General features: G+C 55.1%; 11 protein-coding genes and 1 tRNA gene. 6 read left to right on the top strand and 6 right to left on the bottom strand.

Translation table 11 applies throughout. The features are described from left to right. Nucleotides 1-24 precede the first annotated feature (24 nt). Nucleotides 25-951 (bottom strand): YybH family protein, encoded by a 927-nt coding sequence (locus Mal52_RS22910; protein WP_145378848.1) that lies wholly within the window; start codon nt 949-951, stop codon nt 25-27. A gap of 612 nt (nt 952-1563) precedes the next feature. Between Mal52_RS22910 and Mal52_RS22905 the strand changes: the two genes are divergently transcribed. Both Mal52_RS22905 and Mal52_RS22900 read left to right on the top strand, forming a co-directional pair. Then, the gene (locus Mal52_RS22905; protein WP_145378847.1) at nt 1564-3372 is read left to right on the top strand and encodes a M3 family oligoendopeptidase; all 1809 of its coding nucleotides are present in this window, start codon (nt 1564-1566) and stop codon (nt 3370-3372) included. A gap of 92 nt (nt 3373-3464) precedes the next feature. Then, nucleotides 3465-4217, top strand: a complete 753-nt coding sequence (locus Mal52_RS22900; RefSeq protein ID WP_145378846.1) for an alpha/beta hydrolase-fold protein — start codon at nt 3465-3467, stop codon at nt 4215-4217. 12 nt (nt 4218-4229) lie between these two features. Here the strand turns inward: Mal52_RS22900 and Mal52_RS22895 are convergent, their stop codons facing one another. Both Mal52_RS22895 and Mal52_RS22890 read right to left on the bottom strand, forming a co-directional pair. Next, entirely contained in the window at nt 4230-7436 is a 3207-nt protein-coding gene (locus tag Mal52_RS22895; RefSeq protein ID WP_145378845.1) for an LptA/OstA family protein, read from the bottom strand. A 48-nt stretch (nt 7437-7484) separates the two neighbouring features. After that, complete coding sequence (locus Mal52_RS22890; RefSeq protein WP_145378844.1) at nt 7485-8513, bottom strand: KpsF/GutQ family sugar-phosphate isomerase; 1029 nt, start codon at nt 8511-8513, stop codon at nt 7485-7487. A gap of 436 nt (nt 8514-8949) precedes the next feature. On the opposite strand from Mal52_RS22890, the gene ppk2 reads away from it, so the two are divergent. The 4 genes from ppk2 (at nt 8950) to Mal52_RS22870 (ending at nt 12750) form a co-directional block, all read left to right on the top strand. Beyond that, nucleotides 8950-9837 carry a polyphosphate kinase 2 gene (ppk2, locus tag Mal52_RS22885; RefSeq protein WP_145378843.1) on the top strand — a complete coding sequence of 296 codons (888 nt, stop codon included), beginning with the start codon at nt 8950-8952 and terminating at the stop codon, nt 9835-9837. 131 nt (nt 9838-9968) lie between these two features. Further along, nucleotides 9969-10355, top strand: coding sequence for a cupin domain-containing protein (locus Mal52_RS22880; RefSeq protein WP_145378842.1), 387 nt, complete (start codon nt 9969-9971; stop codon nt 10353-10355). A 126-nt stretch (nt 10356-10481) separates the two neighbouring features. After that, the gene (ruvA, locus tag Mal52_RS22875) at nt 10482-11102 is read left to right on the top strand and encodes a Holliday junction branch migration protein RuvA (protein WP_145378841.1); all 621 of its coding nucleotides are present in this window, start codon (nt 10482-10484) and stop codon (nt 11100-11102) included. A gap of 235 nt (nt 11103-11337) precedes the next feature. After that, nucleotides 11338-12750 (top strand): DUF1501 domain-containing protein, encoded by a 1413-nt coding sequence (locus Mal52_RS22870; protein ID WP_145380754.1) that lies wholly within the window; start codon nt 11338-11340, stop codon nt 12748-12750. Nucleotides 12751-12996: 246 nt separating this feature from the next. Here Mal52_RS22870 and Mal52_RS22865 read toward each other — a convergent pair. From Mal52_RS22865 to Mal52_RS22855, 3 genes are all read right to left on the bottom strand, one after another. Beyond that, nucleotides 12997-13068: transfer RNA gene (locus tag Mal52_RS22865), tRNA-Gly, on the bottom strand. A gap of 48 nt (nt 13069-13116) precedes the next feature. Beyond that, nucleotides 13117-15069 (bottom strand): HEAT repeat domain-containing protein, encoded by a 1953-nt coding sequence (locus Mal52_RS22860; RefSeq protein ID WP_145378840.1) that lies wholly within the window; start codon nt 15067-15069, stop codon nt 13117-13119. Between the two features lie 632 nt (nt 15070-15701). Continuing rightward, nucleotides 15702-15956, bottom strand: a complete 255-nt coding sequence (locus tag Mal52_RS22855) for a hypothetical protein (RefSeq protein WP_390816757.1) — start codon at nt 15954-15956, stop codon at nt 15702-15704. Nucleotides 15957-15996 lie beyond the last annotated feature (40 nt).

Below are 15996 nucleotides of genomic sequence, written 5' to 3'. Positions count from 1 at the left end.
TCATTGAAAACGTGTAGTTATTGTCTATTTGTCTATTTGCGGGGGCGGTGGCTGGCGGACAATGGTGATTTCGTCAATGTTCGGCATGACTTCGTCGCCACGAACTCGATCCATCGATTGCCATGTGCAGGTATTGGAATCAATGTAAGTAAAGACGTTCGTCGCCGATGCGATTTGTCCATCATTGACAATGCCGTTCATCTTCACGATCCAGCGATCTCCGTCGTTTGTCCAAAAACCTTGAGCAAATCCACCAGCGTCGTCGAATGTCCAGGAACGGATCTTTTTGGCCTCAGCATCCCAACCAATGCGAGTCGTTCCCTCCAACGCATCCCGTCCCGCTATGCGAACTTTGAATGAGCGCAATAGAAAATTTTTGTTCTTCGACCAGCGACAGGAGGTGACGACTAAGGAATCGTTCCCTTCATCGACCCAGTCGCCGACCATCCACTCCAGTTCCTTCAACCGATGGTAGTTCGAGGTTTGTGGGACAGCGATTTCACGCACGTGGGCGATTTGCCAACCTTCGCCGGTATTGACGTGCAGCACGGCATAACCGCCTTGAATCGGTTCGTCCCCCTCTTTGCGGGTGACCCATGTCGTCCCTTTTTCAATGGCCACCCCTTTGCCGAGAAAACGAATCGACTCGATGGTCGTTTCAATTTTCAAGCCGGGCGACTGCTTAAACGTTTCAGTGAAATCCTCGAGAATCGCCTCGCGGCCGGCAATGACACTACCGTCCTCCGAGAGGTATTCCGCATTCTCTGTGAACTGCGCAGCAATTGTGGCTGCGTCGCCCGCATTGAACGCTTTTGTGAATTTTTCGGCCGACTCTTGGATGGCTGCATGATTCTCTTGCGGTTTTGACGGTTCGTCCGCAACAGATGTGAGACAACAAGCGGACAACCCCGCCGCTGCCAGAACCAAGGCCGGGAATAGGTATTTCGACATAATGATCCGATCCTTTTCTTTAGATGTAGTGTCCACGTCTCGCGCGAGCGCAGATTTATTGCGGAATCGCGGGGATTCAAGCGTTGTTGCAACGGCTCATAGGCGTCATGAGGATTAGGAGACTCGGTACGCAAACTAATATGGAAAGTTGTTCGCGCTGAGATGTCTCAACCTAACGCATCAGGAATTGATGGCATTGACGTATCCACGGAACGGAGATCGCTTCGCTGCCGTGCGAATTCGTATCTCGAAGCTTACCCCTAGGCCGGCTTTTTGCCGCGCCCGATCTGGATTCCCCCCTAGCAGTTGGGATTGTAGTGGTCTCGATCCACAATTCACAATCGTTGAAATGCCCTCGGTCGCATTATTCCGGATTTTACGGCCTGCAATTTTTTTCAGTTTTCTCCTTTTACGCGGGTGAGTCACCGAATTTCCGCAGACGCTTTAGCCGCACGCCGCCGCACATTACACTCAGAGGCGATGCCGAACGAACGTAGTTTCCTAGAACCAGTTTCAAAACCCGATTGCGCTTGTTCTCGAAACGTTTAGATCAGTGTCAGTGAGACGCGTCAGAGGGTTTTGAAACGACTTGTAATACTTTGCGGAAGCCCCATGATGACCGATCACTATCCGCTGAACTGGAATCTGGACGTATTATACCCAGAACCTTCCACCGCTGAGTTTGCAGCTGTCTTCGATGCGTTTCGCGCCGACATACAAAAAGTCGCTGAGGCTTCAGACCAACTTCCCCCGGTGAGCGGGGCAGCCGAGGGGGTCACGGTTTGGGTGGAGTTCTTTCAGGATTTCGAGGACATTTCCAGTCGTGCCCATGAGTTGCATTCCTTCATCGGCTGTCACTGCGCGGCTGATGCGGAGAACAAATGCTATCAGCAGTTCGAAGCGTCGCTGTCAGCATTAATGCCGTATCAACAACGTATGGCGACGAATCTCGAGTTTGCGCTGAAGGATGCCACGGATGCTGAATTCGAGGCCTTCTTAGCAGCGGCCCCTCAGTTGGCCGACAGTGCGTTCTTTTTTGGCGAAGCGCGCCGGCATGCGGCTTTGCGGCTGCCCAAACCCCAGGAAACGCTCTTTGCCGATTTGTCGGTCGACGGTCTGCATGCCTGGGGGCGGATGTATGACCGAATTTCGGGCGAATTGCGGGTGGAGGTCATGCACAAAGGGAACGTCGTTCGGAAATCGCCGGGGCAGATTCGCCTCGACGCGCCGCTCCGCGAAGTGCGCGAAAACAATTTCTTCGCGGCAACCAAAGCCTGGGACTCCATCGCCGGCAGCTGTGCCGACGCCTTGAATCATATTGCCGGAACCCGATTGACGCTCTACGACCATCTCGGCTTGGAAGACCACTTGGTTGTACCGCTGCACGAAAATCGCATGCAGCGGGAAACGCTGGATGCTATGTGGTCAGCCATCGATGCCCGCAAAGAGGTTTTGGTGACCTATCTGCAAAAAAAAGCGGGCGCGTTGGGTTTGGAGAAACCAGCTTGGTACGACCTGACCACGGCGTATCCCACCAACGTAACGGCTAAGGACGTGACGTATGATGCGGCGGTTCAGAAAATCGTGGAGACGTTCGCACGCTTCAGTCCCGATTTGGGGGAATTCGCCGAACTGGCCTGTGCCGGGGGATGGATTGAAGCAGAAGATCGTGGCGGAAAACGGCAAGGAGGTTTTTGCACCGGATTCGAGCGACACAAACAGTCGCGGATCTTTATGACGTTCACCAACTCCGAGGACGCGCTCTCCACGTTGGCTCACGAACTCGGACATGCTTATCACAGTTGGGTCTTGAAGGATCAGCCGGTGATGCTGCAGGACTATCCTATGAATCTGGCTGAAACCGCATCGACGTTCGCCGAAGCGATTGTCGCGGAACAGCGTTTAGCGGGGACCGACAGTCGCGATGAAAAAATTGCGATCCTCGATTCCATGCTGGGGGATGCCGTGGCGTTTCTGATGAATATCCATGCGCGGTTTCAGTTTGAAAACGAGATGCACCTCCAACGCAAGCAGGGAGAACTTTCGCCGGAGCAACTCAACAACTTGATGCTAGCCGCCCAACGTCAGGCGTATTGCGATGCCTTGGCCGATGATGGTTGGAACCCGAATTTCTGGGCCTCCAAACTTCATTTCTACATCAGCGAATTGCCGTTTTATAATTTCCCCTATACGTTCGGATATTTGTTGTCGTTGGGCGTCTACAAGCTGTCTCAGGATTCGGGCGGGGACTTTCCCAAACAATACCGAGAATTCCTCATCGCCACCGGTTGTATGTCGGCGGAAGACGCAGTCCGGTCGACGTTTGGCTACGATTTGACACAACCTGATTTCTGGAACAAGAGTCTGGATGTCGTTGAACAACGCGCTGAGCAATTCCTGGACCTGATCGCCGGCACTTAAGTTGCCGCTGCAATCATCATTTACATAGCTGTCCGACTCTGTCGGGGAGCATTTCACATTTTGCCTCGATCCCTCTCCCCAAAAATAAAATCATGAGCGAATCCGTCGGAACCTGGAAACAAGTCGAAGTCGCCGGCAAAGCGGTTGATGTCTACGAGCCGTCGCAACCGTCGGAACACAATTATGTCGTGTTGCATTTGCATGGTCACGGTGGGCGGACGTTGCGGGACAATGCGGTCTATACAGCGGAATTTGAAAAATACGGACTCCGCGCCGTCTGCCCGCATGGGAAACGCTCGTGGTGGGGCAAACGCATCTGCTCTGAGTTCGATGCGCAGATCTCGCCGGTCGACTATATTCGTCAGCACCTGCTGCCCTACATCAACGAACAGTTCGGGGCGGAGCCACCGGCAATCGCTGTGAGTGGAGTGAGCATGGGCGGGCAGGGGGCGTTGCGACTGGCGTACTGGTACCCGCGGGAGTTTCCCGTGGTCGCCGCACTAGCACCGGCCGTCGATTTTCAAAATTGGCTCGGACAGGGGATTCCGCTCGACGAGATGTACGAGTCGCCGCTCGATGCTCGCCAAGATACGGTGACGCTGCAGATCCATCCGCTGAATTGGCCGCCGCAACAATTCATTGCTTGCGACCCGCGCGACGCGGACTGTTTCGAGGGGACCGACCGCTTGATCAGCAAGCTCTCCTCGTCGGGTATCATTTACGAAAAGGACCTGACGACGTCCGCCGGGGGGCACAGTTGGGAGTACTTCAACCACATGGCGCCGGCAACGGTGGAGTTTTTATTCCAGCGGCTGGAGCGGGAACGATTGAAGTTTCGCGACTAACCGGCCTAGCGGTTAGTACCCCCCACCTATCGAGGCACCGTTGATTATCCGACCTTCTCCCGTCAACTCATTGACGATAAACTGCTGAGCTTTTGAACCCGCGGAACGTTTTCCCTGAAATCGTTCCCGCACCCCAAACTCGGCATAACCTTTTTTGGGTGCGGTTCGCAGCGTGTACTGTCCGATGGAACCATCATAGGTGACCTCGTCGGCCCGTCCCCAATATTTTTGTCCGTCCAGTCGGGCATTACCTGTGGCCAATAGCGTGATGTAAGGCTTGGTCGATTGATTCGTAGCGGGCAATCGCCGCACTCTCAACGTATCGGACTCCAACATCCCGCCCATCTCGGGTAAGTCATCGGGATCGATGACCTGCGTGGGACGTTTGACAGGCCCATAAATCACGACGACGTCGTCATGGAATTTTGTCATGGCCGCGCTATTGGAATCGCTGAAACTGGAGATGTTGCCAGTCATATGGCCACGGAAGGTGATTTTTGTGTATTTCCATTCCTGCACGTCACCCGAACGGACGGAGCGGTTCGAGGATGCTGAAATTCCCGGTCCCAGCGCCCCTCCCTTGCCGTTGTCCCGCCGCCAAGATTCCATCCAACCGCCGCCGGAACTGGTCATTTCTCCGGTCACTTGATTCATCGCCAGTTCAAAGATTTCACCCCGATGGGTTCCGACGAGCAGGTTCCCCTCGAATTGTTTGCTATCCATGCGGACGCCGTCGCGGCAGATGACCTTGCGGATTTCCGCCACCTGTCGCGGGTCGCCGTCCCGCTCAATCAGCGAAATGCGATTGGTCAGTTCCACGTCCATCTGTCCGCACGTCAGTTCGCTGTCCTCAAGCACGATTCGCACATTGTCATAAAACCGTGCGTGCAATCCGTCGAACGTCATGCGTTCATTCCACCACACGGTGAGCAATTCCGGCGTTTGCAGTTCTTGACCATCCAGTCGGTTTGCGACCGGCCGCTGCATCAGCCCCGCTCCCCCCACTTGGATACGATTCTCGCGTCGATTGGTAAAGATCTCCAGTCCTTCGACATGCATGCCTTTGTCACGAAGGTGAGCACGCATTTCTGGCGTATGCTCGTCCGCAGGTGTGCCTTGGATCCAAATCTTCTGATGATCGTTGGTCTGATCTTCATTGAGAATCGTCATTTTGTGACAATCGATGGTCAGCGGCTCATCACCGTTATTATGCTCCTGGATAATGGAGACATGCCCCACAGTGCGCACTTCAGAAACATGATGCTCTTCGCCTTCGCGGATAACGCGAATTTGAATCCGGTCGGCATCGATAAGATAGGGCTCTTGATCGTTTGCGGGCGGTTGCCGCAGCTGTTGTGGAGGAGCGGCCCGGTCAGGACTAGCCTGAGCATCAAGCGCGCTGGCGGAGATCTCATCTTCGGTCGAGGCCAATGCTTGACCGCGACCGCGACTGCGGCTGGTCAAACGGTGTGGCGGTTGCGATGCCTTGCCGGCGAGCGTGGTCCGACTGCTCGGCCTACGCTGTCGTTTTTGTGGGCGCTGATAGTTCAATTTGACCAGCCGTTCTCGCGGTGCGGGGGTGGTCAACGCGGTTTCGTCGATTCTGGGAATCTTACCTTCCTCGAACCAGACTTCTAGCTTTTTGGTACTGCCGGACATTTCCGGTTGGTTGGCTGCGAAGACTACATTGGTGCGCGCCAACAGCCGTTGGATTTTCATATTTCGACTTGCGCCAAATGCATCATCGTCGCCCCGCGCCGTTTTCGCTGTGCGCGGTGCCTTGTCTTCTTCTAACCAGACCCTGATCAGTTCAGCTTCAATTCCCATTTTATTATATTGAAGCAGGCGGGCGCCTTCCTGGAATTCCAGGATGTCTTGGTCGGACTTCGGGTCAGGCCGTTTCCAAATCTGCTTTTGCCATTCAGCACGATAAGCGAATTGGTGCGTGTCCGGGTCACTGGACGTCATAAAGCCGACACCCCGGCCCAAGATGGAGATGATTTCGTTGTTCTCGTCTTGGTTGATCGTCAATTCCGGACAGTAGAAATCGTTGTTTTTCTGACGAACGTGGACCCGATGACCGTCCTTCATGACGATTTGTTTTTTGTCGCCGTCGTATGTCAATTCCTGCATGGTCGCATTCACGTTGTTGTGTTGCGACTTCAATAAGACGCGCTTGCCTGTCGCTAACAGTCGGCTGAATTCCCGCTTCGAGGATTTCTTTTTGCGCGGCGGAGCAGCGTCCGCTTCCTCGGCAGGCTGTTCAACGATTTTTTTGACTTCGCGGAAAACGATATGCAGCATATCGCTGTCCAACGTGTCGTTGCCTTCCAGTGTGCGGCGGATGACTTTGACGACTTCGCTGAAAGAGACCGTGTTCGAGACCATGTCAAACACAAACGGGCCGTCGCTGTTGATTTGCACGCGCTCGTCCGGTTGCCCCGGGCGACTGCCCGCTTTGAGCAAATGCATTTCGACATGATCACGCAAGCGGATCGTATGGATCCCGGCGATTGCCGGTTTATCGCGGCTGTTCGACTTGCTGTCGGGGATCAGCTTCAGCTCCAACCCGTGGCCAGTCCCGCGATGACCGTCGTATTCAAAGACGACCTTGTCGTCGCTCCACGCTTTTGGCGATGCATCGCCTGCATTGGCGAATTGAGGATTCCGTGGAGGATTTTCTTGAAAGAAAAAGTTGCGACCCCGCGCCCACAAGCCTTGCGGTCCGCGGATTTCGTAGACGCCTTTCAACGCTCCGCCAACAATGCGGCCCGGATTGTAATTTGTCGATTCAAAACCGTTTTCGAAATGCAGTTCGGCGGAACGGCTCACCAGCGTATAGGGCGGCTCGCTCGGGTCATCCTCGTTGACGATAACCATCGCAAACGGAGTGAATTCAATTTCCCCTTTCGTGCCATTCGCGCCGGGAATGTTCGAAGGCACTTCGGGTTTACGTTCCCATTTCTCAGTAAAGATATACCGGTTGCCGTCATGGAATTGATACAGCGCATCCCACGCCCATTTTGAATCGGGCAGATGCTTTGTTGAAATCTCATTCCGCTGCCCGCGTTTGCCAGGTTCAACAACACGGGGCTTCACTTGCTGTTGGACGACCGGTATCTCACGCTGCACCATCGGCGTGACGCACAGCGCATACAAACCGTATGCGCCGCACAGGCTGCCGGTGGCCAATATGGTGATCGCCAGACGTTTCAGCAAAGCAGTTCCTACATGATTCTCTAAAGTGTGTTTGTGCGAATAAAACGGTCAAGCCGGGCGGGCGGCGACATCCGGCAGCAAACCGATGACGTCCGTAATGTCGATGAGTCCCACCGGCTGGCCCTCGGGATCGACGACCGGCAATTCGCTAATGCGTCGCTGCGAGAGTATCGCAAGCGCATCAGTCAGCATGGCATCGGCGGCAATCGTAACCGGTCGCTGTGTCATGACCTTGCTGATTGGTTGATCAAGTTGTTCGTCGGCGCGTTGTTCCAACAGTCGCGCTAAATCACTATCCGTAAAAATCCCCGTCAAGCCGCCGTCGGCATCGACCAACATCACCGCACCGGTGCGGCGTTCTGGACGGCTGAGACCGACCAACACGTCGCGAATCGAAAGCGTCTCGTTGGAAATCCGCAAATCTGAACCGTGTCGCATGGTTTCCGCGACCGTTTTGAGCCGATTGCCCAAACTTCCCCCTGGATGAAACCGGGCGAAGTCTTGGGGGGTGAATCCTCGTTCTTCACTGATCACAAGCGCCAGCGCATCGCCCACGGCCAACATGGCTGTTGTGCTATTCGTCGGCGCGAGTTTGAGTTGTCCTGCTTCGCCCAGCGGACCTAACGACAAAGTAATATCGGCCGCCGCTGCCAAGGTACTGGTTTCTCGCCCGGTGATTGCAATCAAGCTGGTTTGCATTGATTTCAGATGGTGAATCAACTGACAGATTTCATCCGTTTCGCCGCTATTGGACAAAGCTAAGACGACATCGTCACCGTGCAAGCACCCCAAGTCGCCGTGTACTGCTTCGGCGGGATGTAAAAACTGTGCGGGGGTGCCGGTCGACGACAACGTGGCGGCAATCTTTTGCCCGATCCATCCCGCTTTGCCCATGCCGGTCACCACCACGCGACCGGTGCATGCCAATATCGTCTCGACCGCGTGCGAAAACTGAACCGACAAATTCTCGGCCACACAACTCAGCGCAGTAGCTTCCTCGCGAATAATCTGTTTTCCCGCGCGAAGCCGCACCACCTCGACGGTGGGGATGACTGATGCGGGTTGTAACGCGCTCATGCGGGTCGTCCTTGACCAAAAATGAGAGCAAGCCCAGCCTGGGATGGCTCGGCATGGGATAGTTGAGACGGGGCGGGAGTATATCGGTCGTGCGGATACCGGTCAATGTGGTCTTGTTGACGGTCTTGTCTTGTAACGCCTGTCTGTGAAAAGGTTTGTGTCGCGAGTCCGTTCTTCATCCCTGACAAGTTGTCCGATCCTGCGCTATCTCAATTTCGTCGCTTCGTCTCAAAACTTTGCGTCAGTCATAACGATTTTTCTGCACAGGATAAAAACAAGCCGTTGATTCGGTCCCCTGCGGCGCGATTTCAGTGAGATTCTCACGCATTGTCGCCGCAATTTTGGTTCGACTTTCCACCCGCACGTATGCCTATAATAGGGTGGCGCTGCTCTCAACTCCGTCATCTCTCAACGCTTCAAAAACCGGTGAATCTCCATGGCAACGAAACCATCACAATCCGAATCCCAACAGGAAAACGGCGCACCCCGTGCCGACGCAAAAGCTCCGCTGGTCCAGTCGGCCGATGGTCCCTATCCCTACGACAAAAAACTGAAAAGCAAACAGTACGACAAGCTGTTGCTGGCACTGCAGATTGAATTGATGAAGGTCCAAAAATGGGTGCTGGATGCAAATCAAAAGATCGCCATCGTCTTTGAAGGCCGCGATGCCGCTGGCAAAGGGGGGACCATCAAGCGGTTTCTGCAGCACCTCAATCCCCGCTTGGCTCGCGTTGTCGCTCTGCCAAAACCAACCGAAGCCCAACTGGGGCAATGGTACTTTCAACGTTATGTGGCGCACCTCCCCACCCGCGGAGAGATCACGTTTTTCGATCGCTCCTGGTACAACCGCGCGGGGGTCGAACCGGTGATGGGGTATTGCACTCCCGAAGACTACCAACGCTTCATCCACCAGGTGCCGGAATTCGAAGCAGCACAAATTGCCAGCGGATTGCATCTCTTCAAATTCTGGTTTGACGTCAGCCGCAAAGAACAACGTCGTCGCATCGAGTCCCGCCAAGACGACCCGCTCAAGCATTGGAAACTCAGTCCGATGGATTTTGAAGCGATGCAGCGCTGGGACGATTACACCAAAGCCCGCGACGGAATGTTTTTATTCACCGACACTAACCACGCCCCCTGGACGATCATCCGCTCCGACGACAAACGCCGCGCCCGTATCGGCGCCATGCAAGAGTTTTTGCACCGGCTCCCCTATCCCGACAAAAACGAATCCATCGCCGTAGCACCCGACCCACTCATCGTCGGCCCCGTCTCAACCATGCTACCACTGGAAGGCCGTTTCATGTTCGCCGAACAGAAGTGAAAAGTAGACGTGAGGCTTGAGGGGACAGGCGTGGAAAAAGACGTGAGGCTTGAGGGAACAGGCGTGAGGGAATGTAGGGTGCGTCATGACGCATGCAACAAAACTGAAACTCTTTCTGGAGACGGTGGTCTATGCCGACGTTGATCAACCAACCAACCGTTGTTGCAGCTGCAGGGAATTTGCCCAAGGAAATTCAGGAATTCGCCGGGCGGGTGAACACGGGGCAGTCGGATGTGAGCGTCGCCCGGATGGTTTCGCCGGCCGGTTGGGTGGAACCGGGGCAGCGGCCGCAATTTCAAGAAATCTCCGTCGTGATCCGCGGTACGTTGCACGTCGAACACGAAACCGGCGAGTTTGATGTCCAAGTCGGCCAAGCCGTGGTCGCACAGCCGGGGGAATGGGTACGGTATAGCACGCCGGGCGAGGGCGGGGCGGAATATATCGCCGTTTGCCTACCGGCGTTTTCTCCCGACACCGTCCACCGGGACTCGGCTTGCGATTCACCGCCACCGTCTTAGAATGCCAGTCGCCAATGATCTCTATGCATCGATTATTATGGTGATGGCAAATTATTCGTACTACGCGAGAAAGGTGCGTCACGACGCATCCTACACGCGCGGCACAGCATACTTGAGGGAACGACATTGAGAACCAAAATTACCGGTCCGTTGGTGCGGCTATCTGCGGGGGAAGCGACGATTGCCGTCGGCGCCTTTGAATATGAAGTCTTCATTCCCGAATTCGTACGACGGCAGTTGCAGTCGAAAATTGGTGAAGAAGTCAGCTTAAAGACCATCGAATACATCGAAGGCAATCCGCAAAAAGGCCGCCTCACGCCGCGGCTGATCGGGTTTGCCAATGACGTCGAGCGAGAGTTCTTCGACGCAATTTGTTCGGTCGATGGTGTGGGCGTCAAAAAGGCGCTGCGGGCGATCGTCCGACCGGTTCGCGAGGTGGCGACCGCTATTGAGGAACAGGACGTCAAACAACTCAGCGCGCTGCCCGGCATCGGCCCGGCGGTGGCCGAACGCATCGTCGCCAAACTGCGCCGTAAAATGGCGAAATTCGCACTGATGATCGAACGCGACTTCCCCGACGACAAGAGCACCGACGGCGACATTCTCACCGAGGCCTACGAAGCCCTGCTCAGCCTAGGACACTCCACCGCCGACGCTCGACTGAAAATCGAAACGGTTGCGGAGAGCGGCAAGAAGTTCAAATCGATCGAGGACTTGCTGGCGGAGGTTTATCGGCAGCAGAAGTAACGCTGTGACGATTCACCACGGAGGCGGAAAGAGGCTGTAGGCTTTAGACCATAGTCCGTAGGCAGGGCATTTGCAGCTCAACCCTAAAGCCTACGGTCTATAGCCTATGGTCTAGTAAACTCTGTGCCTCCGTGGTGAATTCTTTCAAGCACTTGCTCACCACTGCAAAACCACGAATAATGGTTCTTGGACGTAGCGCAAACTTGGTTTGGTGAAAGGCGGAATCCCTGTGGCGATTGATCGACGCGAATTTCTGTGGCGGTATGGCGGTGGTTTGGGAGGCATTGCGCTGGCGTCGTTGCTGGATCGCGACGGGCTGTTAGCGGAGACCTCCACCGGACGACGCGAGCCGATCGTGCATCATCCGCCGCGTGCGAAGCGGGTCGTGCAGTTTTATATGTCGGGCGCTGCCAGCCAATGCGATCTGTTCGACTACAAACCCGCTCTGCTCAAGAAAAATGGCGAGCCGTTTGATCCCGGCGAAAAGGTCGAGCTGTTCCAATCCAGCCCCGGCAAGGTCATGCAGTCCCCCTGGAAGTGGCGGGCGCATGGTGAGTGCGGCAAGATGATCAGCGACATTGTCCCGCACATCGGTTCCTGCGCCGACGACATTGCCTTCGTGCATTCAATGGTCGCCAAATCCAATATTCACGGCCCAGCCACGCTGATGCAGGCAACTGGTTTTGTACTCCCCGGATTTCCCAGCGCGGGATCGTGGGTGCAATACGCGCTGGGGAGTCTAAACGACAATCTCCCTGCGTTCGTTGTGTTGCCCGACAGTCGCGGCTTTGCGCCCTCGGGTCCGCAAAACTGGTCCGCTGGATTTTTGCCGGCATCGTATCAAGGCACGATGATTCGCCCCTCGGCCAAAAACCCAATCTCAGATTTGTTTCCCCCCGAAGCCGGTTACGTGACCGCCGCTGGCGATGCCGCCGGGCAGGACGTACTTGCCAAACTCAATCAACGGCATGCGGACCAACGACCGGGCGATTCGCGTTTATCGGCCCGCATTCGTTCCTACGAGTTAGCAGCCAAGTTGCAAGTCAGCGCTCCGCAAGTATTGGACATCACCGAAGAGACCGCAGCAACGCAAAAACTTTATGGCGTAGACCAAACCGAGACAGCTGAAGTCGGCCGGAATTGTCTCGTCGCCCGGCGGATGCTGGAACGAGGCGTGCGGTTCGTACAAATTTGGAGCGGAGCAGACAACGGGCATCCGCGACGGAACTGGGATTCCCACGAAGACGTCGAGCGGGATCACGGCATCCTGGGCACCAGCATCGACAAACCGATCGCCGGGCTGATCAAGGACCTCAAACAGCGCGGTATGCTGGATGATACGATCATCCTTTGGACCACAGAATTCGGTCGCATGCCCTGCAGCCAAGGCAATGTGGGCCGTGACCACAACCCCTTCGGCTTTACCAATTGGCTAGCGGGCGGTGGGATCAAAGGGGGCGTGACCTACGGAGCAACCGACGAATGGTCCTACAAAGCGGTCGAGAACCCGGCCTACTGTTACGACATCCATGCCACATTGCTGCACCTGCTCGGCATCGACCACGAGCGCCTCACCTTCCGCCATAACGGCATCGACCGCCGACTCACCGACGTCCACGGAAAAGTCATCAACCAAATCATCTCCTAAGCGGCGGCGTGGCCGCTTGGTTCGAGCTTCCGCTCGAGGTGGGGGAGGCCGCTCCCGTTGGTCGCTACGGGGGGTGGTCGGGTGGGCGATGGTTTTTGCGGAGTCGCGTAAAGGGTAGCATTTGCCCAATGCCCATCCAGAGTAAAGCAGCGTTGCCCAACGCCTTACACTCTCCATGCAAGCGACCAACGGGAGCGGCAATCGCCCCCTCCGAGCGGCAGCTCGCACCAAGTGGCTGAGCCGCAGAGCGGGCGAAGGGGATCGAACCCTCGACATTTAGCTTGGGAAGCTAACGCTCTACCACTGAGCTACGCCCGCAAAGTTAGCGTCTATGTTACCAATTCGAAAAAACGTCGCAACAGACTCTCACGATCCATCGGGCTTTGAGGGGAGATCCTCCGGGATCAAAGCTTCGCGAATTCGTTTTAATGGTTCTTGACGTTGTTCTTCGGTCATATAGTACTGATAGCCATAATCAGAAAGTTGGATGCCCAACATTCTTTCCAGGCCGATACGCGCAAATTGACGATTTGTACGGAATGGATCATCGAGTGCGCCTAGCAAATCGGCCAGAGCCCAGGTTGAGTCCTCGCGTGTTAAGGCATCAGTGGCGACCTGTCGAACGTGCTCTTTGTCGCTCTTCAGCCAGCCGATCGCCGCGGGAGCTTCACGCTCTGGATAGTTTCTCTTCAAAGCGAATTCGTTAAACGATGTGTCATACCATTCTTTTAAATGCTCAAGCGTCCAGTCGATCGGGCGATCGACATGACACATGTTGCAGGCATTGGGTTCGTTGGCCTCGATCATGTCAGGGTTGGTGGGTGAGAAAATCGTGTGTGTGCGAACGACGTCTTGCAGCCCTTCGTTGATCCGTGGCATGTGGCAGTTCATGCAGCGGCTTCCTTCGCTGTCGATCGGGTGGTGCGTATGTGCCTGCCGAGCGTCCGTGGGCAAGAACTGTTCGTGGCACTTCAGGCAGGACGCATCATCCTGGGCAGGTGTCTGTGACCATTTCGGTCCAGTCGCCTCGTGCGGGTCATGGCATTCGATACAAGTCAGCTTTGTGTAGCAGCTCCCCTTCATCGCGTCGGAATACTCGGTCGAGTTCCAGGTCGAACTGCCTGAGGCAAATGATGGACGAGGGCCGACATGGCAGCGACCACAAGCCCAATTCACATTGTCATGGGTACGGCCAAAATCCATCTGACCATCAGCGGTATGGATTGCGAGGTCGGGGCTTGCGGGGAAAAATTTGGGTTTGATGGCTTTGTTTTCCGCATGTTCTTTAGCCCCCAAATGACAAGCCTCGCAACTGACTCCTAGGGTCACTGCTTTGTCTTTGGCTTCGAACGTACGATATTTTCTAAGAATTGAAACAATCTCGTCATTGGTGACTTCCCAGGGCTGCCGTTGAGGATCCCACAACTCTGGTGTGGCTTTCGCCACGTAGTCCGGCAGGGAAAGATTTAAATTCACCGGCACAAACAGCCCGATCTTCTGCTGATCGCGCATCAGCATATCACCGACCGGAAACGTTGTGTGGCAGAAATTGCACTGCGCCCGGTAAAGATCGGTTGCCTGGTCGCAATAGGTATCCCAGTCGTTCCAAGGCGGTGATGCTTGCAACGGGAAGGGATCGTAATCCTTACTTTCCCGGTCCGGTTCATGTACGTGAACAATCGGAACCCATTCCTTGCGATCCAACCAGTAACCAAACGGAAGGACATGGTCCTCGGTGTAACGAGGATGGTCAGCCGGTTCTGGCCCTTCCAGTTGCCGACCCACATAGTACTGGTAAAAACGCGATCCAATGGTTTGGTTAATCTCGGACACGTGCCGCACGCCGTCACGTTCGAGTTGCATGCAATACTTTTCGCCATCGCGGTAGAACGTGGCCGTTCCACCCAAGTACTCGATTTTGGCGTTTCCCGAGAAATCGCCTTTGACGGTTTCAGCGTCTGCTAGCGCATTCATCCAATGGTGCGGGTGCTTTGACCATGAATCGTAATTTTCCTCATGGCATTTGCGACACGACTCGGGACCGCTGTAATCGGACGGGTAGATGTTGGTATGTGCCCCGGTGTCCACGCGATCCGCTTTGACTTGTTCAGGGATGCCATCCCACCACAGTGCGTATTGGCCAAACTCTTGAACCCGGACGGGCCCTGCCGGGCGGGTGGGGGTTGGCGGTTTTGCGACTTCGGTCGTCGCTGGTTGAGAATCCTGCCGAGAATAGGCGTAGAGAATCAGACCAGCAAACCCGACGAGAGTCAGTAGGAAGACAAGATGATCTTTGATCGATCCAATAGGCCGGGCCATCGATCGGTTCTCCACATCGCAATTTGGTTTAAGTTCACTTGAAACTGAGCGACGTTTGTACCGAATCAATTCCTACCAGCAGTTTCCACACTGCTGATTGTCTGTAACCAACTGCTCAGGACCGATCAAAACCTGCGACTGTCAGGACGTTTCTGGCAAATGATGAGAGAAATCTCAGAAATGGTCGGTTCACGACTTGGTTGTGAACCTGCGTGCAGAAATTAAAAACGGCTCGGCAGCTTTGCCCTCGCGCTTCGTTTGGCTTGGGAAGCCATCGCTCAGCCAATGACGTGTACCGGCAAGGGCAAACCCAATCGTTCGAAGGGGCTTATCTCAATTCTACCGTCAGTTGAGCCGTGTTCAAGTCTAAACTGCGCGGTGTTGACACAGCGTTGGTACCGAAATGACGGGCAGATTGCATGATGCATCCCCATTGCAACCTGGGGGGCAGAATCCAGCGGCGGCGTGCGGATTTTTGGCAACTTGGCAGGGTACCAACGCCAAATGCCGTCGAGAGGCTTCCTGCCCGTCGACGGCATCAATGCCGTGTGTTCCGCCTTCGCGAGACATCCTGTCTCAATCAATTGATGGCGGCGGCGAATTTTTTGGCGAATTCTATCCGTGAACGATGACTAAAACACATCCAATTTGAAGTGATTCCCCGAGTGGTAGGGGCGTTCGGTCGGGTAGAAGTTGTGCCAGGCGGGATTGTAGACCGGGATCCGCATTTCCGGCGGATAACGGTGATACAAGCTGTCATAGGATCGCATGTGTGCGCTGTAGTTGCGGGGGTAATACACATACGGGTAGTGGTAAAAACGGCCCCAATCATTGGGTTGCCCAACGCCGGCGGCGTGGACTTGGGCCGTGCTGTTTGAGCAATCCATCGTGGGAATGCCAATAATGGTCGACAGGAAAATTAATCCT

It is taken from the genome of Symmachiella dynata (assembly GCF_007747995.1).
Taxonomy (GTDB): domain Bacteria; phylum Planctomycetota; class Planctomycetia; order Planctomycetales; family Planctomycetaceae; genus Symmachiella; species Symmachiella dynata.
The sequence above is the reverse complement of the archived record's forward strand: the minus strand, read 5'-3'. Positions and strand labels throughout refer to the sequence as shown.

Bases quoted from the DNA above. Each gene is read 5' to 3' on its own strand.
- Mal52_RS22910 (WP_145378848.1), bottom strand. From the start codon at position 951: ATGTCGAAATACCTATTCCCGGCCTTGGTTCTGGCAGCGGCGGGGTTG.
- Mal52_RS22905 (WP_145378847.1), top strand. From the start codon at position 1,564: ATGATGACCGATCACTATCCGCTGAACTGGAATCTGGACGTATTATAC.
- Mal52_RS22900 (WP_145378846.1), top strand. From the start codon at position 3,465: ATGAGCGAATCCGTCGGAACCTGGAAACAAGTCGAAGTCGCCGGCAAA.
- Mal52_RS22890 (WP_145378844.1), bottom strand. From the start codon at position 8,513: ATGAGCGCGTTACAACCCGCATCAGTCATCCCCACCGTCGAGGTGGTG.
- ppk2 (WP_145378843.1), top strand. From the start codon at position 8,950: ATGGCAACGAAACCATCACAATCCGAATCCCAACAGGAAAACGGCGCA.
- Mal52_RS22880 (WP_145378842.1), top strand. From the start codon at position 9,969: ATGCCGACGTTGATCAACCAACCAACCGTTGTTGCAGCTGCAGGGAAT.
- Mal52_RS22860 (WP_145378840.1), bottom strand. From the start codon at position 15,069: ATGGCCCGGCCTATTGGATCGATCAAAGATCATCTTGTCTTCCTACTG.
- Mal52_RS22855 (WP_390816757.1), bottom strand. From the start codon at position 15,956: ATGGATTGCTCAAACAGCACGGCCCAAGTCCACGCCGCCGGCGTTGGG.